The sequence below is a fragment of the Simplicispira sedimenti genome (assembly GCF_022760965.1).
In the GTDB taxonomy this organism is placed as follows: domain Bacteria; phylum Pseudomonadota; class Gammaproteobacteria; order Burkholderiales; family Burkholderiaceae_C; genus Simplicispira; species Simplicispira sedimenti.
Window position 1 is genome coordinate 177,393 of record NZ_JAKVIJ010000003.1, and the last position, 17,277, is coordinate 194,669.

Annotated in this window: 16 protein-coding genes and 1 pseudogene; 13 read left to right on the forward strand and 4 right to left on the reverse strand. The window is 66.1% G+C overall.

What is annotated here, in order from left to right:
* Positions 1-330 precede the first annotated feature (330 nt).
* From MJ602_RS05095 to fabB, 4 genes are all read left to right on the forward strand, one after another.
* A complete protein-coding gene (locus MJ602_RS05095; RefSeq protein WP_162017476.1) occupies positions 331-1,212 on the forward strand; it encodes a transporter associated domain-containing protein in 882 nt (293 codons plus the stop codon).
* Positions 1,209-2,807, forward strand: a complete 1,599-nt coding sequence (gene lnt, locus MJ602_RS05100) for an apolipoprotein N-acyltransferase (RefSeq protein ID WP_243019766.1) — start codon at positions 1,209-1,211, stop codon at positions 2,805-2,807. The genes MJ602_RS05095 and lnt overlap by 4 nt, the downstream gene beginning before the upstream one ends.
* Positions 2,808-2,888: 81 nt before the next feature.
* Positions 2,889-3,410, forward strand: a complete 522-nt coding sequence (gene fabA, locus MJ602_RS05105) for a 3-hydroxyacyl-[acyl-carrier-protein] dehydratase FabA (RefSeq protein ID WP_162017474.1) — start codon at positions 2,889-2,891, stop codon at positions 3,408-3,410.
* Positions 3,407-4,630 carry a beta-ketoacyl-ACP synthase I gene (fabB, locus tag MJ602_RS05110; protein ID WP_243019768.1) on the forward strand — a complete coding sequence of 408 codons (1,224 nt, stop codon included), beginning with the start codon at positions 3,407-3,409 and terminating at the stop codon, positions 4,628-4,630. The genes fabA and fabB overlap by 4 nt, the downstream gene beginning before the upstream one ends.
* A 62-nt stretch (positions 4,631-4,692) precedes the next feature.
* On the opposite strand, the gene MJ602_RS05115 is transcribed toward fabB, so the two are convergent.
* Positions 4,693-5,601, reverse strand: a complete 909-nt coding sequence (locus MJ602_RS05115; RefSeq protein ID WP_243019770.1) for a LysR family transcriptional regulator — start codon at positions 5,599-5,601, stop codon at positions 4,693-4,695.
* Between the two features lie 164 nt (positions 5,602-5,765).
* Between MJ602_RS05115 and MJ602_RS05120 the strand changes: the two genes are divergently transcribed.
* The 9 genes and pseudogenes from MJ602_RS05120 (at position 5,766) to MJ602_RS05155 (ending at position 14,758) form a co-directional block, all read left to right on the forward strand.
* Entirely contained in the window at positions 5,766-6,848 is a 1,083-nt protein-coding gene (locus tag MJ602_RS05120; RefSeq protein WP_243019772.1) for a type II asparaginase, read from the forward strand.
* Between the two features lie 241 nt (positions 6,849-7,089).
* On the forward strand, positions 7,090-7,995 hold the full coding sequence (gene glyQ / locus MJ602_RS05125; protein ID WP_162017472.1) for a glycine--tRNA ligase subunit alpha: 906 nt from the start codon (positions 7,090-7,092) through the stop codon (positions 7,993-7,995).
* A gap of 187 nt (positions 7,996-8,182) precedes the next feature.
* Positions 8,183-10,321, forward strand: a complete 2,139-nt coding sequence (gene glyS, locus MJ602_RS05130) for a glycine--tRNA ligase subunit beta (protein ID WP_162017471.1) — start codon at positions 8,183-8,185, stop codon at positions 10,319-10,321.
* Positions 10,322-10,538: 217 nt separating this feature from the next.
* Positions 10,539-11,126, forward strand: coding sequence for a hypothetical protein (locus MJ602_RS05135; RefSeq protein ID WP_243019773.1), 588 nt, complete (start codon positions 10,539-10,541; stop codon positions 11,124-11,126).
* A gap of 78 nt (positions 11,127-11,204) precedes the next feature.
* Complete coding sequence (gene gmhB / locus MJ602_RS05140; RefSeq protein WP_243019775.1) at positions 11,205-11,771, forward strand: D-glycero-beta-D-manno-heptose 1,7-bisphosphate 7-phosphatase; 567 nt, start codon at positions 11,205-11,207, stop codon at positions 11,769-11,771.
* Positions 11,772-11,781: 10 nt separating this feature from the next.
* Positions 11,782-12,726 (forward strand): M48 family metallopeptidase, encoded by a 945-nt coding sequence (locus MJ602_RS05145; protein WP_243019776.1) that lies wholly within the window; start codon positions 11,782-11,784, stop codon positions 12,724-12,726.
* A gap of 83 nt (positions 12,727-12,809) precedes the next feature.
* Positions 12,810-13,310: pseudogene (locus tag MJ602_RS16790) on the forward strand (MBL fold metallo-hydrolase); the annotation flags it as partial.
* Between the two features lie 138 nt (positions 13,311-13,448).
* The gene (locus MJ602_RS16795; protein WP_341474732.1) at positions 13,449-13,925 is read left to right on the forward strand and encodes a rhodanese-like domain-containing protein; all 477 of its coding nucleotides are present in this window, start codon (positions 13,449-13,451) and stop codon (positions 13,923-13,925) included.
* A gap of 53 nt (positions 13,926-13,978) precedes the next feature.
* The gene (locus tag MJ602_RS05155; RefSeq protein WP_243019780.1) at positions 13,979-14,758 is read left to right on the forward strand and encodes a type III pantothenate kinase; all 780 of its coding nucleotides are present in this window, start codon (positions 13,979-13,981) and stop codon (positions 14,756-14,758) included.
* On the opposite strand, the gene MJ602_RS05160 is transcribed toward MJ602_RS05155, so the two are convergent.
* From MJ602_RS05160 to MJ602_RS05170, 3 genes are all read right to left on the reverse strand, one after another.
* Positions 14,755-15,528: a tetratricopeptide repeat protein gene (locus MJ602_RS05160; RefSeq protein ID WP_243019782.1), complete on the reverse strand. Its 774-nt coding sequence runs from the start codon at positions 15,526-15,528 to the stop codon at positions 14,755-14,757. The two genes, MJ602_RS05155 and MJ602_RS05160, sit on opposite strands and share 4 nt — an antisense overlap.
* Before the next feature lie 31 nt (positions 15,529-15,559).
* Positions 15,560-16,216: a TetR/AcrR family transcriptional regulator gene (locus tag MJ602_RS05165; protein WP_162017464.1), complete on the reverse strand. Its 657-nt coding sequence runs from the start codon at positions 16,214-16,216 to the stop codon at positions 15,560-15,562.
* Positions 16,217-16,406: 190 nt separating this feature from the next.
* Positions 16,407-17,054, reverse strand: a complete 648-nt coding sequence (locus MJ602_RS05170; protein ID WP_162017463.1) for a phasin family protein — start codon at positions 17,052-17,054, stop codon at positions 16,407-16,409.
* Positions 17,055-17,277: the final 223 nt, after the last annotated feature.

The window sequence follows — 17,277 nt, forward strand, 5'->3', positions numbered from 1 at the left end:
GCCGTCATGGCAAACCGTTATCTTAGTGTAGTGCTTCACTCTGATTGGTACTTTCAGAGCCCCGAAAAAGCTGCCCGGCTAGGCGCAGCGCGCGGGCAATGGTGGTGCCCTTGTCAAGCGCTGCAACGACGCTGGGCGGCTTTTTCGGGGCTCCCTTCGGGCCAGTGGCCAAGGGGCCATCTGCGTTGTTGCAGTGGCTTGACGTAACCCGCTATGCCTGCGCCCCTGCGCCTAGCAGCTGACCCCTTGGCCACTGGCTGAAAGTGCCAATCAGAGTGAAGCACTACACTAGGGGCCTGTCCCACTACCGCACGTCCTGCACCCTAGGCTGTGTCCGAACCACACCCTGCGCGCTCGCCTGAACGCGAAGACAAGCGCACGCTTCTGCAAAAACTGGTGGAGTTCATCCACCCTGGCCCCGACTCGGCCGAAGAGCTGATTGAAACCCTGGCCGAGGCCGAAAGCAACGACGTGATTGGCGCCGATTCGCGCGTCATGCTCGAACGCGTGATCCGCATGGCCGACATGACGGCGGGCGACGTGATGGTGGCGGCGCCGCGCATGGACCTGATCAACATCGATGCGCCGTATGACGAGATGCTGCACCTCATCATCAGCACCGCGCATTCGCGTTTTCCGGTGTACCAGGGTGAGCGCGAGAACATCATCGGCATCCTCATGGCCAAGGATTTGCTCAAGCTGCAGCGCGCGCCCGAGCTAAACATCCGTGCACTCCTGCGCCCGGCGGTGTTTGTGCCCGAGAGCAAGGGCCTCAACGATCTGTTGCGCGAATTCCGCGGCAATCGCAACCACCTGGCTGTGGTCATCGACGAATTCGGCCGCGTGGCCGGGTTGGTCACCATCGAGGATGTGCTGGAACAGATCGTGGGAGAGATCGAGGACGAATTCGATATTCCCGAGGAAGAAGGCGACATCTTCGCGCTGGCCGACCGCACTTACCGCGTCAGCGGCGATACGCCGGTGGAGCGCGTCAGCGAGGCTTTCGGCGTGCAGGTTGTGGGCAGTGACGCCGACGAAGCATTCGACACCATCGGCGGTCTGATCGCCCACGAAATGGGCCATGTGCCGCGCCGGGGCGAGCAACTCGCGCTGTGCGGCCTGCAGTTCGTGGTGCTGCACACCAAGGGCGGGGCGGTGCGTTGGTTCAAGGTGGCGCCATTGCCGCCCGATTCGGCAGCGGCTGCCGGATGACTTCCCCACGGTACGCGCCAGCGCAGCCCAGGCGCTGGCTGGCGCTGTGGTGGGCGGCCGCGGCTGGGGGGCTTCAGGCCGCGTCGCTCGCGTGGCCGGGCAACGGCCAGCCCTTGTGGTGGTTGCAGATGGCCTCGTTGGCCGTGCTCGCCTGGCTCCTGAGCGTTTCGCAGGGCTGGCGACGCGGTGCACTGCTGGGCGGTATGTTTGCCACGGCCTGGCTCACGGGTACCTTCTGGTGGCTCTATGTCTCCATGCACACCTACGGGGGCCTGGCGGCGCCCCTGGCCGCGGCTGCGGTGCTGGCGCTGGCAATGTTTCTGGGCAGCTACTATGCGCTGATTTCAGGGCTCTTTGTGCACTTTGCGACCAAGGGACGGGCGCAAAGTGCTATTGTTTTCGGAGCGTTTTGGTTGTTGGCCGAGCTGGCGCGTGGCGTCTGGTGGACGGGCTTTCCCTGGGGCGCAGGCGGCTATGCCCATGTGCAGGGGCCGCTGGCGGCGCTGGCGCGCTGGGTCGGTGTGTACGGCGTGGGCGCGGTGGCGGCTGCGTTGGCCATGTTGCTGGTGCAGGTACGCATGTCCGATCTGCGCAGCCTGCGGGCCTGGGCGCTGGTGTTGTTGCTCGGTGCCATTGGCGTAGCAGCCGCCCTGGATCGACACTGCGCCGTGGAGGCGTGCCACACCCCCATCCAGGGGCGCAAGACGCCAGTTCCCCTGGTTCTGCTGCAGGGCAACATCCCGCAGGACGAGAAGTTTGAACCCGGCTCCGGTGTGCCCATGGCCTTGCAGTGGTACCGCGACCTGCTCCTGCAGCCGCACCGGGCGCTGGTCGTGGCACCCGAAACCGCCTTGCCGCTGTTGCCCCAGCAACTGCCTGAGGGCTACCTCCAGGGCCTGCAAGACCACTTTGCCCAGCCTGAGCGCGCGGCTCTCATTGGCCTGCCCCTGGGCAGCATGGAAGAGGGCTACACCAACTCGGTGATGGGGCTGCGCGCAGGGCAGAGCGAGGCGTACCGCTACGACAAACACCACCTTGTGCCTTTTGGCGAGTTCATCCCGCCTCTGTTCCGCTGGTTCACCGATCTGATGCGCATCCCGCTGGGCGACTTCAACCGGGGCGCGCTGGTCCAGCCTACGTTCGACTGGCGCGGGGAGCGCTTTGCGCCCCACATCTGTTACGAGGACCTGTTTGGCGAGGAACTGGCTGCGCTGTTCGTCCAGCCCGGCAGGCCAGCGCCCACCGTGCTGGTGAACCTGAGCAACATCGGCTGGTTTGGCAACACGCTGGCCATCGATCAGCACCTGGCCATTGCGCGCATGCGTGCGCTGGAGTTCGAGCGCCCCATGGTGCGTGCCACCAACACCGGCGCCACGGCCATCATCGACCACCGGGGCGTGGTCATGCACCAGTTGGCACGCCACGAGCGTGGTGTGCTGGTGGGGCAGGTGGAAGGGCGCGATGGTGCGCCCACACCCTATGCCCACTGGGCCGGGCGCTGGCGGCTCTGGCCGCTGTGGGCTCTGGGTGGGTTGGTGCTGATGATGGCTGCCCTGCGCAAGCGAGTGCCAAAGGGCCCAAGGCATACGGGATAATGGGGGTCCGCCATGACATCCCGGGGGCGGGCACGATGAAAACCAGGGCGGCCCAGCCGCCGATGCGGAGCAAGACTGACAATGGCCGAATCCTTTTCCTATGACCAACTGATCGCCTCGGGCGAAGGCCGGCTGTTCGGCCCCGACAGCGGACGCCTGCCCTTGCCGCCCATGCTGATGTTCGATCGCATCACGCACATCGACAGCGACGGTGGGGCCCATGGCCTGGGCCGGATCGTGGCCGAACTGGACGTCAAGCCGGATCTGTGGTTCTTTGCCTGCCATTTCCAGGGGGACCCGGTCATGCCCGGTTGCCTGGGGCTGGACGCGATGTGGCAGCTCATCGGCTTCTACCTCACCTGGCTGCGCCTGCCGGGCCGGGGCCGCGCGCTGGGCGCGGGCGAGGTCAAGTTCACGGGCGAAGTGGGCCCCGATGTGAAGCTCGTCACCTACGAGATCGATATCAAGCGCGTCATCAAGCGCAAACTCAACATGGCCATCGGCGACGCACGCCTGCTCGCCGACGGCAAGGAAATCTACGTAGCCAATGACCTGCGCGTGGGCCTGTTTCTGCGCGAAGGCGACAGCAAGGAAGCGGCATGACCAAGAAGCGCGTAGTCATCACGGGCGCGGGCATCGTCTCGTGCATTGGCAACGATTGGGCCACGGTGGAGGCCTCGTTGCGCGCGGGCACGAGCGGCATCAAGGCCGTGGAGAAGTTCACCGAACTGGGACTGCGCAGCCAGGTCGCGGGCGTGCCCGAGATCGACATCGAGGCGCGCATCGACCGCAAGCAATTGCGCTTCATGGGCGATGCCGCAGCCTACGCGCAGATTGCGCTCGAAGACGCGATCAAGCAGGCAGGTCTGACGCCCGAGCAAGTCAGCCACCCGCGCACCGGCCTCATCATGGGCTCGGGGGGCGGTTCGCCCGCCAACCAAATCGAGGCGGCCGATACACTGCGTGAAAAAGGCATCCGCCGCGTGGGCCCGTACCAGGTCACGCGCTGCATGAGCAGCACCGTGTCGGCATGCCTGGCCACCAACTTCAAGGTCAAGGGCATCAACTACTCCATCACCTCGGCCTGCTCCACCTCGGCGCACTGCATCGGCGCGGCGGCGCAGCAAATCGCCTGGGGGATGCAGGACGTGATGTTCGCCGGTGGCGGCGAGGAACTGTCCTGGGGCATGGCCCTGCTGTTCGACGGCATGGGCGCCATGTCCAGCAAGTACAACGCCACACCCGAGAAGGCTGCGCGCGCCTACGACGCCAACCGCGACGGCTTCGTCATCGCCGGTGGCGGCGGCGCCGTGGTGCTGGAGAGCCTGGAGCACGCCCAGGCGCGCGGCGCCACCATCCTGGCCGAAGTGGTGGGCTTTGGCGCCACCAGCGACGGTGAAGACATGGTGGCCCCCTCGGGCGACGGCGCCATGGCCTGCATGAAGCAGGCCATGGAAGGGCTGGATGCGCCCATCGACTACATCAACACCCATGGCACTTCCACCCCCGTGGGCGACATGCAGGAAGTGCGCGCCATGCAGGCCGTGTTCGGCGACCAGGTGCCGCCGTTCTCGTCCACCAAATCGCTCACCGGCCACTCGCTGGGCGCCACGGGCGTGCAGGAGGCCATCTACTGCCTCATCATGCTGGGCAAGCAGTTCATCGCCGGTTCGGTCAACGTCGAAACCCCCGACCCGTTGCTGGGCGGCATGCCGCTGGTCACCCGCACGCGCGACGCCATTCTGAATACCGTGCTGTCCAACAGCTTTGGCTTTGGCGGCACCAACGCCAGCCTGGTGCTGCGTCGCTGGCAGGGCGCCTGATCCCCCCGCTGGCTTGAGCCAGTCTGCCCGCCTCTGCAACTGTGGGGGCGGGTTTTTTTACGTCATTTGCGTGTGTGGGGTGACAGCGCTGCGTGCAGCAGACCCGGCAGCATGGTGAGCATGCGTGTCGCATGAAGCCCCGGCGGATGGGCGCTGGCATGGTAGCTGTAGAGCGACATGGGCGGTAAATCGGGCAGTTCCATGGCCACCATCTGGGCCGGGTCGAGCCGGGTGGCGGTGAGGAAGTCCACCACCGTCCAGCCCATGCCCAGACGCACCAGCTCCAGCGCCAGACGCGAGGTCTGCACCTGAATGCCTGGGGTGCTGGGAGAGCCCAGGCGCCGTGCTGTGTCATCGATCGAACGGCGCATGGGGTCATCGCCCACCAGTCGGATGACCGGCACCTGAGCCAGCCGCGCAGCCATGCTGGCCGCGCGGGGAGCGCTTTCCCACAGGCTGCGTGCCACAGCCAGCGAGAGGCGGCCGCTGACCAGCAGGTCGCTGTGGATCTGGGGGTGCGGGTGTTCAAAAAAGCCCAAGCCAAAGTCCACCCCGCGCGTAAGCAGCGCCTGGGTCATCTGGTCCTGGTGGATGGTGCGCACCTCCACGCCCACCTGGGGGTGCTGCTGGGCATGCCGGCACAGCAGGGTGGGCAGGAATTCGTGGCTGATGGATGGAATCGCCGCCAACCGCACCTCTCCTTGCTCTGCCGTGGCCAGGTTGCGTGCTGTGCGTTGCAGGGCATCCAGTTGACGGTGGATGTTGCCGGACTCCACGGCCAGCACCTGCGCTTCCGGTGTGGGCGTGAGGCCTGCCGGGGTGCGATCGAACAACCGGTATCCCAGTTGGAGCTCTGCGTGCGCAACGGCCTTGCTGACGGCGGAGGGGGTGATGCACAGCAAGCGCGCGGCAGCGCTCATGCTGCCCGTCTGCAGCACCGCCTGAAAGACTTCGATCTGGCGCAGATTCATGCTGATGTGGTGTGAATTGGATTCATAAGGTAAAGGTAATTATTCCATTTGGTTGTGCTTTGATTTCTCATACGATGGATCACCCCCCAAGCTCCGGCCCAGCCGGAAGGGGGAGTGCACCACAGCAAGTGGTGGTACCAGAAGAACCCTTCGGAGACAACTTCATGCACAAGTTATTGACACCTTCCTTCATCACCCGCCGCTGGTTTGCGGGGGTGGTGCTTTCCGCGCTGTCCACCGTGGCACTGGCACAGGCGGCCAAACCCCATGTGGTGGTACTGGCCACCGGCGGCACCATCGCCGGGGCCGGTGCATCGGCGGCCAACAGCGCCACCTATGCTGCTGCCAAGGTGCCGGTGGACAAACTGCTGGCAGGGCTGCCAGAGCTGTCCAATGTGGCCAAGGTGTCGGGGGAGCAGGTGTTCCAGATTGCGTCGGAGAGCTTTACCAACGAGCACCTGCTCAAGCTGGGTCAGCGTGTTTCCGCCTTGTCCAAGCAGGCCGACGTGGACGGCATCGTCATCACCCACGGTACCGACACGCTGGAAGAAACCGCGTACTTCCTGAACCTCACGGTGCGCACGAACAAGCCCATCGTGGTGGTGGGCTCCATGCGTCCTGGCACGGCCCTGTCGGCCGATGGTGCGTTGAATCTGTATGACGCCGTCAGCGTGGCCGCCAGCAAGGACGCTGCGGGCAAAGGCGTGCTGGTGACCATGAACGACGAGATCCAGAGTGGCCGCGATGTGCACAAGCACATCAACATCAAGACCGAGGCCTTCAAGAGCCAGTGGGGGCCGCTGGGCATGGTGGTGGAGGGCAAGAACTACTGGTTCCGCGCGCCGGTCAAGCGGCACACCACGCAGTCCGAATTCAACATCGATGACATCAAGACCCTGCCCGCAGTGGACATTGTGTACGGCTACGGCAACATGAACACCACAGGCATCGAAGCCTATGGCAAGGTGGGCGTCAAGGCGCTGATCCACGCCGGCACGGGCAATGGCTCGGTGGCTGCGCAGGCGGTGGAATCGCTCAAGGCCCTGCGCAGCCAGGGTGTGCAGATCGTCCGCTCGGCCCGCGTGCCCGATGGCTTTGTGCTGCGCAATGCCGAGCAGCCCGACGACAAATACGACTGGGTGGTGGCGCATGACCTGCGCCCGCAAAAGGCCCGCATCCTGGCCATGGTGGCATTGACCAAGACCCAGGACAGCAAGGAATTGCAGCGAATCTTCTGGGAATACTGATCTTCTGGAGGCGCGCCCATCGTTTGCCTCTGCGATCCGCATGCGACACCGGTGGCCAAGGCCGGGGCTCCACAAGGGCCCCGGCCTTTGTTCTTGGCGGGGCGCCGTAAAATCACTGGTTTGGCCCTGGCGCCACGCGACCTCCTTCCTGGAGGGTGGCGCGCCTGGGCTTCGGCGAGATCCCGTTGTTGTTTCACCTTCCTCATTGCCCGGCTCTGGCCTTGCCAGTGCCCCGAACCTCATGTTGACCTTCCAGCAAATCATCCTGAAGCTGCAGTCCTATTGGGACGCCCAGGGCTGCGCGCTCCTGCAGCCCTACGACATGGAAGTGGGCGCGGGCACCTCGCACACCGCCACCTTCCTGCGCGCCATCGGCCCCGAGCCCTGGAAGGCCGCTTACGTGCAGCCCAGCCGCCGCCCCAAGGACGGCCGCTACGGCGAGAACCCCAACCGCCTGCAGCACTACTACCAGTACCAGGTGGTCTTGAAGCCCGCGCCCTCCAACATCCTGGAGCTGTACCTGGGCAGCCTGGAAGCGCTGGGCTTTGACCTCAAGAAGAACGACATCCGCTTCGTCGAGGACGACTGGGAAAACCCCACGCTGGGCGCCTGGGGCCTGGGCTGGGAAGTCTGGCTCAACGGCATGGAGGTGACGCAGTTCACCTACTTCCAGCAGGTGGGCGGTATCGACTGCAAGCCCATCACGGGCGAGATCACCTACGGCCTGGAGCGCCTGGCCATGTACCTCCAGGGCGTGGACAACGTCTATAACCTGCAGTGGACCGACACGCTTAAGTACGGCGATGTGTACCACCAGAACGAGGTCGAGCAGTCCACCTACAACTTCGAGCACTCCGACGCCGATTTCCTGTTCACCGCTTTCAACGCCCACGAAAAGCAGGCCAAGTACCTGATGGAGCAGCAACTCGCGCTGCCCGCGTACGAGCAAGTCCTCAAGGCGGCGCACAGCTTCAACCTGCTGGATGCGCGCGGTGCCATTTCGGTGACCGAGCGTGCCGCCTACATCGGCCGCATCCGCAACCTGGCCCGTGCCGTGGCCCAAAGCTACTACGACAGCCGCGAACGCCTGGGCTTCCCCATGGCTCCGCGCGAATGGGTGGCAAACATGCCCAAGAAGACCGCCTGAAGTGAGACACCCCCCTGAGCCGCTTCGCGACTTCCCCCCGCTCTCGCATTGCTGCGCAATGCGGGCAGGTGGACGCAGCCTGCGCTGCGGGGCGGCCCTTGCGCGGCTGCCTGCGCATGGGCCGCGCCTGTTTCAGGCATCTCTGGCGTAGCGAATGCCCAACGGATAACGGAATAGAGTCGATCACATGACCACGCAAAACCTTCTCGTAGAACTGTTTGTCGAAGAACTGCCCCCCAAGGCATTGCAAAAGTTGGGCGACGCCTTTGCCGGCGTGCTGTTCGACCAGCTCCAGGCCCAGGGCCTGACGGGCGACGACTCGGGCGTCACCGCCTACGCGTCGCCGCGCCGCTTGGCCGCGCATGTGCGCCATGTCTGGCTCAAGGCCGAAGACAAGGCCGTGCGCCAAAAACTCATGCCCGTGGCCGTGGGCCTGACGCCCGAGGGCCAGCCCACGCCCGCGTTGCTGAAAAAGCTGCAGGCCCTGGGCGCCGATCTGTCCGACCCCGCCGCCGCAGTGGCCCGCCTGCAGCGCGCGCCCGATGGCAAGGCTGAAGCCTTGTTCTATGACAGCCTGGTCAGCGGCGCCACGCTGGACACCGGCCTGCAAAAAGCGCTGGACGAAGCCATTGCCAAGCTGCCCATCCCCAAGGTCATGAGCTACCAGCTGGAGACGGATTGCGAGCTGCCCGGCTGGAGCAGCGTGCATTTCGTGCGTCCCGCGCATGGCCTGGTGGCCCTGCATGGCAGCACGGTGGTGCCGGTCAAGGCGCTGGGCCTGACGGCAGGGCGCACCACCCAGGGCCACCGCTTCGAGGCGGCCAAGCCTGTGGTGGAGATTGCCCACGCCGACCAGTACGCAGAGACCCTGGCGCGTGACGGCGCCGTGATCGCCAGCTTTGTCGAGCGCAAGGCCGAGATCGCCCGCCAGCTCGCAGCCGCTGCGGCGCGCCTGGGTGGTGGCGTGCGCCCCATCGAGGATGACGCCCTGCTCGACGAGGTGACGGCACTGGTCGAGCGCCCCAATGTGCTGGTCTGCGCGTTCGAGGAGCAGTTCCTGGACGTACCGCAGGAATGCCTCATCCTCACGATGAAGGCCAACCAGAAATACTTTCCGCTGCTCGATGCGGCAGGCAAGCTGACCCACAAGTTCCTGGTGGTGAGCAACATCTGCCCCGAAGACCCTTGCTTCGTCATTGGCGGCAACGAGCGCGTGGTGCGCCCGCGCCTGGCCGATGCCAAGTTCTTCTTTGACCAGGACCGCAAAAAGACATTGGCCTCGCGCGTGGACAGCCTGGCCAAGGTGGTCTATCACAACAAACTGGGCACGCAGGGCGAGCGTGTGGAGCGCGTGCGCGCCATCGCCAAGGCCATCGCGCAGCAGCTGGGCGATGCGCAACTGGTACAGGACGCCGACCTGGCCGCGCAACTGGCCAAGACCGACCTCGTGACCGACATGGTGGGCGAGTTCCCTGAGCTGCAGGGCATCATGGGCGGCTACTACGCCCTCAACGACGGTCTGGGCGAGACGGTGGCCCAGGCCATCGAAGACCACTACAAGCCGCGCTTTGCGGGCGACGCGTTGCCGCGCAACATGGCCGGTGTGGTCGTGGCGCTGGCCGACAAGCTCGAAACCCTGGTGGGCATGTTCGGCATCGGCAACCTGCCCACGGGCGACCGTGACCCGTTCGCGCTGCGCCGCCATGCGCTGGGGGTGATCCGCATGCTGGTGGAGAAGAACCTGCCGCTGGACCTGCTGGCGCTGCTGAAGGGCGCCGTGCCCGCGTTCGGCGACAAGACCCAGGACGCCACGGCGCAGCTGGCCGACTTCATCTATGACCGCCTCGCCGGCAGCCTGCGCGAGCAAGGCTACAGCGCCCAGGAAGTGGACGCCGTGCTGGCCCTGCGCCCCCAGCGCCTGGCCCTGGTTGAGAAGCAGCTCGCAGCGGTGCGTGCCTTCGCCGCACTGCCCGAAGCCCCCGCGCTGGCGGCAGCCAACAAGCGCGTGGGCAACATCCTGAAAAAGGCCGAGGCCGAAGGTGCGGTGGATGCCCACGTCAACCCCGCCCTGCTGCAGGAGCTGGCCGAGAAAGACCTGTACGCTGCGCTGCAGCGCTTCGTGCCTGAGGCCAATGCGCAGTTCGACGCGGGCGATTACACCGCCAGCCTGCAAACCCTGGCCGTGTTGCGCGCGCCGGTGGATGCGTTCTTTGACGACGTGATGGTCAACGCCGAGCAGCTCGATTTGCGCCTGAACCGCCAAGGCTTGCTCAAGACCTTGCACGTTGCCATGAACCGCGTGGCGGATCTCGCGCGGCTGGCTTGAGAACTCCCCCTTGTCGCCTTCGGCGCCCCCTCTCCCCCGACCCCTCCCCCGCGAGGGGGGAGGGGAGGTATTACCCCTGTCCCCTGGTGGGAGAGGGGCAGGGGGAGAGGGGACGCTCCCTGCGCGGCGGGGCGGCCCTTGCGCGGGAGCCCTGATCGGGCGGCCGCGCCATTTTCATGGGCCGTGATTGTGCGGAGTAGCCGTTGGTTTTATGCCCATGACCACTGATTCCGCCCGCAGTCAGCGCACGGCCTGGCTGCTGTTTGGTCCACCGGCGCTGCTGGCGGCGCTGCGTGCCTGGCAACAATGGCAGGCTGAACGTGCACCCTTGCCAGCCGCCTGGCCGCTGACGCCGCTGCCGCCGCCGCAGGCCACGGCGCTGGATTTGTTCCTGCCAGCATTGGTGGGCCTGGCGCTTGTGGCGCTGCTGGCAGCGGGGCTGTGGTGGCTGGCGCGCCGGGGCCATGGGCGCGGGGTGCGCGCAGGGCTGCTGGGCGCCTGGGTGCTGGCCTGCCTGGGCGGCGCTGGTGCGCTGTTGCTGCGCACGCACAACCTGCAGAATCTACAGGCCCAGCCGCCGGTACAGGCCCAGGTGCTGGGCAGCCGCGCCGTGCCGCCCAGTCTGCGCGGCACCGGGGGCACCGAGCTGATCCTGCGCATCGAAGGCCTGGCGCAGCCCCAGCAATCCATCATTTCCGACCCGCAGGCCGCCACCTGGCGGCCGGGCCAGCGTCTGCAGCTCCAGTGGGCGCGGGGGCGTACCCATGGGCTGTACGTCACGGGTTGGCAGTTGCCGAACGACTGATTCCGCGGCGCTGAATCAGCGAGCGCGTGCATTGCGGTGGTGCGCGAGGGAGGTGTCCAGTGTTGCCATAATGCAGCCATGAAAATCGCCATCCTCGACCGCGACGGCACGATCAATGCCCTGGAGCCCGATGCGTTCGTGGCGTCGCCTGACGACTGGACCGCGCTGCCCGGCGCGCTGGAGGCGATTGCGCGGCTCAACCACGCTGGATGGCATGTGGTGGTGGCCACCAACCAGCCAGGCCTGGGGCGGGGGCTGTTCGACATGGCCACGCTCAACGCCATCCACGCCAAGATGCACAAGCAACTGGCGGCGGTGGGCGGTCGCATCGACGCGGTGTTCTTCTGCCCCCATGCGCCCGACGACGCCTGCCACTGCCGCAAGCCGGAACCCGGGCTCTTGGAGCAGATCTGCGAGCGCTACGGGGTGGACGCCGAGGACGTGGTGGTGGCCGGCAACTGCCGTGTGCATCTGCTCGCGGGCGCGGCCCTGGGCGCGCGGTTGCACCTGCTGTGCACGGGCGAGTCGGCCGCCATGGAGCCGGGCCAGGCCTTGCCCCCCACTTGGCCTGTGGGCGTTCAGATCCATGCCGATCTGGCCGCTTTTGCCGAGCACCTGCTGAGCAACGCCAGCGCCGCCGCCTGACAGGTGCCGCATGCAGCGTTTTGTGCAACTGGCACTGGATTTGTTCGACCCACGGCCTGCGTTGCCTTCTTCAGGCAAAAATGGGGCTCAAATGCCCGTTGATAAATCGCAAGATGCTATTCATTTGATAGCGAATTCGGTCATGCAGCCCAGCATCCCGCTGTCACAGGTGCTGCCTGCCGCCGCCTTTGCCCATCCGCAGGCCAACCGCGAACTGCGCCTGGGCGATGCCGTGGTCGCCTATCGGCTGGAGCGTGCACGCAGGCGCAGCATCGGCTTCACTGTGGGACCTGACGGCTTGGCCGTGCGCGCGCCGTCCTGGGTCACGCTGGGTGCCGTGGATGCCGCACTGCGCGACAAGTCGGACTGGATCCTGCGCAAACTGCACGAGGCGCACGAACGTCGCCAGCGCCTGGAGCATGCACGCATTGCCTGGCACGACGGCACCGTGCTGCCCTACTTGGGCGCGCCGCTGCAGGTGGTGCTCGATGCGCGCCACAGCGCACGTGGTGTGCTGCACGATGTGGCTGTCACCAGCGAACCCGCCGCTGCCTGCGGCCCCCAGCGCCAACTGCGCATCGGTCTGAGTGCATCGGCCCAGCCCGTGCAGATCCGCGACGCTGTGCAGGCCTGGCTCATGCGCAATGCACGCCTGCATTTCAGCGCCCGGCTGGACCACTTTGCCCCGCAGTTGGGCGTGCGTTGGACCCGCCTGCGCCTGTCCAGCGCGCAAACCCGCTGGGGCAGTGCGCGTGCCGATGGCTCCATCTGCCTGAACTGGCGCCTGCTGCACTACCCCCAGGCCGTCATCGACTACGTGGTCGTCCACGAACTGGCGCACCTGCGCGTCATGGACCACAGCCCTCGCTTCTGGGACACCGTGGCCAGCGTGGTGCCCGACTACGCCCGCTTGCGCCGCCAACTGCGCGACGAACCCGCACCGCAGTGGGAATAAATGCTATAAAAATAATAGCTGCTTGCGCAATATGGACGGGCGCTGTAGCCAGTTTTTATTTTGAAAAGTTCTGAGCCACCGCCATGCACCCTCTGCAACTCCTGGACCCCGCCTCCGGCACCTGCACCTACCTGCTGCACGACCCGCACACACGCGAGGCCCTGATCATCGATCCTGTCGATGCACAGATCGAGCGTGACCTGGCCGTGCTGCAGGCGCGGGGCCTGCGGCTGTGCTGGGCGGTGGAAACGCACAACCATGCCGACCACATCACCAGTGCCGCCCTGTTGGCCGAGCACACCGGCGCGCGCACGGCGGCACCTGCGGCCTGCGGCATCGGCACGGCGCAGGTGCAACTGGCGGATGGTGATGTGCTGCACTTTGGCGGTGAGCAGTTGCGCGCCCTGCACACCCCTGGCCATACGGCGGGCAGCATGAGCTACCTGTGGCGCGACCATGTGTTCACCGGGGACACCTTGCTCATCGGCAGTTGTGGACGTACCGACTTCCAGTCCGGCGACGCGCGCACCCTGTGGCGCAGCATCACCCAGGTGCTGTTCGCGCTGCCACCCGACACCCTGGTCTGGCCAGGCCATGACTACGAGGGGCGCAGCCACTCCAGCATTGCTGCTGAGCAGGCGCACAACCCGCGCCTGGCCGGGCGTACCGAGGAGCAGTTTGTCGCGCTGATGCAAGGACTGCACCTGCCCGCGCCCGAGCGCATGCACGAGACCCTGCCGGCCAACCGCCACTCGGGCCTGCGCCACGATGCCGCAGCAGCCGCCGTGCAGGCCCAGGAACGCAGCGCCCAGGGCTATGCGGGCGACGTGAGCCCGGCCCTGGCCTGGCAGTGGGTGCAGTCAGGCCAGGCCGTGCTGGTGGACGTGCGCACCGACGCCGAGCGCGCGTGGGTTGGCGAGGTGCCGGGCGCCGTGGCCGTGGCCTGGAAGCAGTGGCCGGGCATGGCGCTCAACCCCCAGTTCGATGCGCAGATCCAGGCTGCTGTGCCGCCGGGCCGCAAGGCCCTGCTGCTGTGCCGCAGCGGCGTGCGCTCCATCGCTGCCGCGCAGCGCGCCACGGCCCTGGGGTTGGAGGCCTGGAACGTGCTCGAAGGCTTTGAAGGCGACCCTGATGAGCACGCCCACCGCGGGCGTGTGGGCGGCTGGCGCTTTCATGGTCTGCCCTGGCGGCAGGGGTGACTTTGCCGCAAAGGTGACGTGTGGCGAAGGCAAATCCCTTGATAATGCGCGCCATGAGCTTTCTGGCCATCGACGTGGGCAATACCCGCCTCAAGTGGGCGATGTACGAGGCACCGCGCCCTGGCGCGGCCCTGCTGGCGCAGGGCGCCGAGTTTCTGGACCACATCGATCGCCTGTCCGAAACCGCCTGGGCGCACCTGGCGGCGCCCACGCGCATGCTGGGCTGTGTGGTGGCGGGCGACGCGGTGCGCAGGCGCGTGGAAGACCAGATGGAGCTGTGGAGCGTGGACCCGCAATGGGTCGTGCCCTCGCTGCAGGAGTCGGGTCTCACCAACGGCTACGACCATCCCTCACGCCTGGGTTGTGACCGTTGGGTGGCCATGATCGGCGCCCGCCAGCGCGTGCTGGCGCGGGGCCCGGCGCGGCCGCTGGTGGTGGTGATGGTGGGCACGGCCGTCACGGTGGAGGCCATCGACGCGCAGGGGCGCTTTCTGGGTGGGCTGATATTGCCGGGCCACGGCATCATGCTGCGCGCGCTGGAGTCCGGCACGGCCGGTCTGCACGTGCCCACGGGCGAGGTGCGGTCGTTCCCCACCAACACCAGCGATGCTCTCACCAGCGGCGGCACCTTTGCCATTGCCGGTGCCGTCGAGCGCATTTACCAGCACCTGCTGCAGCACTGTGGCCAGGAGCCCGTGTGCATGATGACGGGCGGTGCAGGCTGGAAGATGGCCCCCAGCATGACGCGGCCGTTCGAGCTGGTGGACAACCTGATTTTTGATGGCCTGCTGGAGATTGCGGCCCGGCGGTTCGGGCCGCAGCAGGGCGTTTAGTCCTCCAGTTCCGCCTGGGCCATTTCCACGTCCAGGCGCTCCATGGCGTCCTGGGGTTCCGTGGCGGCGGCCTGTTCGTAGAGCTTGGTCGCTTCCTGCATCTTCTTGTCGCCTTCGAGCATGACCAGCGCGTTGGCGTACTCGATCATCGCAATGGCGCTTCCCGGGTTGAGCTTGAGTGCTTCCTGGAACAGTTTGAGTCCCACGTCCTTCTTGGCACCGTAGGTCATGCCGCCGATGAGCGCGCCGACCTTGTCGATCACCTCGGCGTGGAAGGCGCCCAGCGCAATGCGTGCGTCGGCATGTTTGGGCGCCAGGGCGATGGCTTTCTCTAGCGACTCCTTGATCTTGCCCCCCAGCCCTTGCGCCAGGGCCTTGGCCACGCTGATGCCTTGGCTGTAGCGGCCCAGTGCGTAGGCGTTCCAGTACCACGCGTTGGCATTCTGTGGTTCCGCCTGGGCTTGGGCCTGGGCACGCTCGGCCACCTGCATGAACAGGTCGAGGCGGGTCTTTTCCTTCTTCTCCAGGTAGGTGGCGTAGATGGCGGTGGCCTTGTTGGCCACGGTGATGCCGTCACCGCCGGCGGCCAGCCCTTCCTCGGCCGCCTGCTGGAAGTTGCCATTGTGGTAATGGGCCCAGGCCTGCAGCACGGCGGCGTCCTTGGGCAGGGGCTCAGCGTCGCCGGCATGCAGGCGCGCCCATTGCTTCTTGAGGCTGGCGGGGGTGTAGTCGAATTCGCCAGCGTGGGGGAAGGGGGTCCATTTCGCCATCATTGTCTCCGTTGGGGTGTCTGTAGGGGGTTCAGGGGCGCTGGTAGGCGCTGGCCAGTTGCAACAGGTGGCTGCGTTGCCCAGGTTCCAGGTAGGGCATGAGCAGGTTCAGCACATGGTGGGCACCGCGCAGCAGGGCCGCCTGTGCGCTCTCGGGCTCCAGGGCGCGGCGCGGGTCGCGCACGTACTCGAAGCTCAGCCAGTAGGTCAGCACCACCACCATGCTGGTGGCGGTGGGTTCGATCTCGCGGGTGTCGATCTGCAGGCTGCCCGCGCGTTGCATGCCGTCCAGCAGGGTGCGTACCGAAGCGGTCTTGTGCTGCAGCACGGTCTGGAAATGGGTTTCGAGCCGCCGGTTCTTGGACAGCAGGTCGTTGAGGTCGCGGTACAGAAAGCGGTACTGCCAGATCAGCTCGAACAGCGTGTGCATGAAGAACCAGGCGTCCTCCACGTTGCGCACGCTGCCGCTGGCGCCGAGCAACTCGGTGAGCGAGCGCTCGTAGCGGTCGAATAGTGCGTTGATCAGCTCATCCTTGGCCGGGTAGTGGTAATACAGGTTGCCCGGGCTGATGCGCAGTTCTGCGGAAATGAGGGTGGTCGAGACGTTGGGTTCGCCGAATCGGTTGAACAGTTCGAGCGTGACTTCCAGTATGCGTTCAGCGGTGCGGCGCGGCGCTTTTTTCACCATGGGTGCTGGTCCTCATGCATCGAATCAATGGGTTCCCTGGGGCTACTCTAACCGACGTTTCAGGCAGATTTCATGCTGCACTGCGGCATGTTGACGTGCAGCAAAGCACAACGGCTGCCACGCCATGGGCGTGACAGCCGCTGAGGGGCCGATGCCTGCCGCCGCCTCGGGCGGCGGTGGCGTCGTGCGATCAGGCGCTGGGGTTTGCGTCTGCGACCGCTGCGGCTTCGGGGGTGCTGCGGGGTGCTACCTTGGGGAAGGGCGCGCGCTTGGCAGCAGTCTTCTTGGCGGCGGGCTTGGCAGCCGGTTTGGCTGCGGGCTTGACAGCAGCTTTCTTGGCCACGGGCTTTGCGGCGGCCTTCTTGGCAGCGGGCTTGGCTGCAGGCTTTGCGGCGGCCTTCTTGGCAGGCGCAGGCTTGGTGGCCGGAGGGGTCTTGCCCAGGCTCTTGGCCAGTGCGTCGATGCGGGCGTTGAGCACGTCCAGATCGCGCGAGGTGGGCACGCCCAGCTTGGACAGAGCGGTGGCCACGCGGTCTTCAAAAATGGTTTCCAGCTTGTCCCACTGACCAGCGGCGCGCGAGCCAATGTCGGTGGCCATGCCGGTCACGCGGCTGGAGGCTTGCGAGATCTTCTCTTCGGCCACGGCCTGGGTCTTGCGCTGCAGCGAGAGGCCTTCCTTCACCAGGGCCTCGAACACCTTGTTGCCTTCTTCCTGGGCCTTGGCAAAAGCGCCCAGGCCGGCCAGCCAGATTTGCTGGGCGGAGTCCTTGACGGTGCTCGAGAGCTGGGCGCCCGGCTTTTTCTTGTCGTTGCTGAGTTTCTGCAGTTTCTTGACCATACGGCCTCCGTGGAAGGGGTTGAAGATGCGCCGCAGCAACCGCGCTGGGCATGAATGGGAATGTACGCCGTGCAATGGCCCGCGTGTAGGTGGCCGCTCCTAAAAACATAGAGGGTGGGGTCTAGCGATGGATTTGGTGGGTAGCATCGCCGCGGGTTTTTGCTGAAGCCTGCACTGGCGGGCCTGAGCAAGAATGGGAGCGATTTCACAGCACAACCAACAG

Excerpts from the sequence above, each read along its gene's own strand:
- lnt (WP_243019766.1), top strand. The coding sequence starts at position 1,209 with ATGACTTCCCCACGGTACGCGCCAGCGCAGCCCAGGCGCTGGCTGGCG.
- fabA (WP_162017474.1), top strand. The coding sequence starts at position 2,889 with ATGGCCGAATCCTTTTCCTATGACCAACTGATCGCCTCGGGCGAAGGC.
- fabB (WP_243019768.1), top strand. The coding sequence starts at position 3,407 with ATGACCAAGAAGCGCGTAGTCATCACGGGCGCGGGCATCGTCTCGTGC.
- MJ602_RS05115 (WP_243019770.1), bottom strand. The coding sequence starts at position 5,601 with ATGAATCTGCGCCAGATCGAAGTCTTTCAGGCGGTGCTGCAGACGGGC.
- MJ602_RS05120 (WP_243019772.1), top strand. The coding sequence starts at position 5,766 with ATGCACAAGTTATTGACACCTTCCTTCATCACCCGCCGCTGGTTTGCG.
- glyQ (WP_162017472.1), top strand. The coding sequence starts at position 7,090 with ATGTTGACCTTCCAGCAAATCATCCTGAAGCTGCAGTCCTATTGGGAC.
- glyS (WP_162017471.1), top strand. The coding sequence starts at position 8,183 with ATGACCACGCAAAACCTTCTCGTAGAACTGTTTGTCGAAGAACTGCCC.
- MJ602_RS05135 (WP_243019773.1), top strand. The coding sequence starts at position 10,539 with ATGACCACTGATTCCGCCCGCAGTCAGCGCACGGCCTGGCTGCTGTTT.
- gmhB (WP_243019775.1), top strand. The coding sequence starts at position 11,205 with ATGAAAATCGCCATCCTCGACCGCGACGGCACGATCAATGCCCTGGAG.
- MJ602_RS05145 (WP_243019776.1), top strand. The coding sequence starts at position 11,782 with ATGCAGCGTTTTGTGCAACTGGCACTGGATTTGTTCGACCCACGGCCT.
- MJ602_RS16795 (WP_341474732.1), top strand. The coding sequence starts at position 13,449 with ATGCACGAGACCCTGCCGGCCAACCGCCACTCGGGCCTGCGCCACGAT.
- MJ602_RS05155 (WP_243019780.1), top strand. The coding sequence starts at position 13,979 with ATGAGCTTTCTGGCCATCGACGTGGGCAATACCCGCCTCAAGTGGGCG.
- MJ602_RS05160 (WP_243019782.1), bottom strand. The coding sequence starts at position 15,528 with ATGGCGAAATGGACCCCCTTCCCCCACGCTGGCGAATTCGACTACACC.
- MJ602_RS05165 (WP_162017464.1), bottom strand. The coding sequence starts at position 16,216 with ATGGTGAAAAAAGCGCCGCGCCGCACCGCTGAACGCATACTGGAAGTC.
- MJ602_RS05170 (WP_162017463.1), bottom strand. The coding sequence starts at position 17,054 with ATGGTCAAGAAACTGCAGAAACTCAGCAACGACAAGAAAAAGCCGGGC.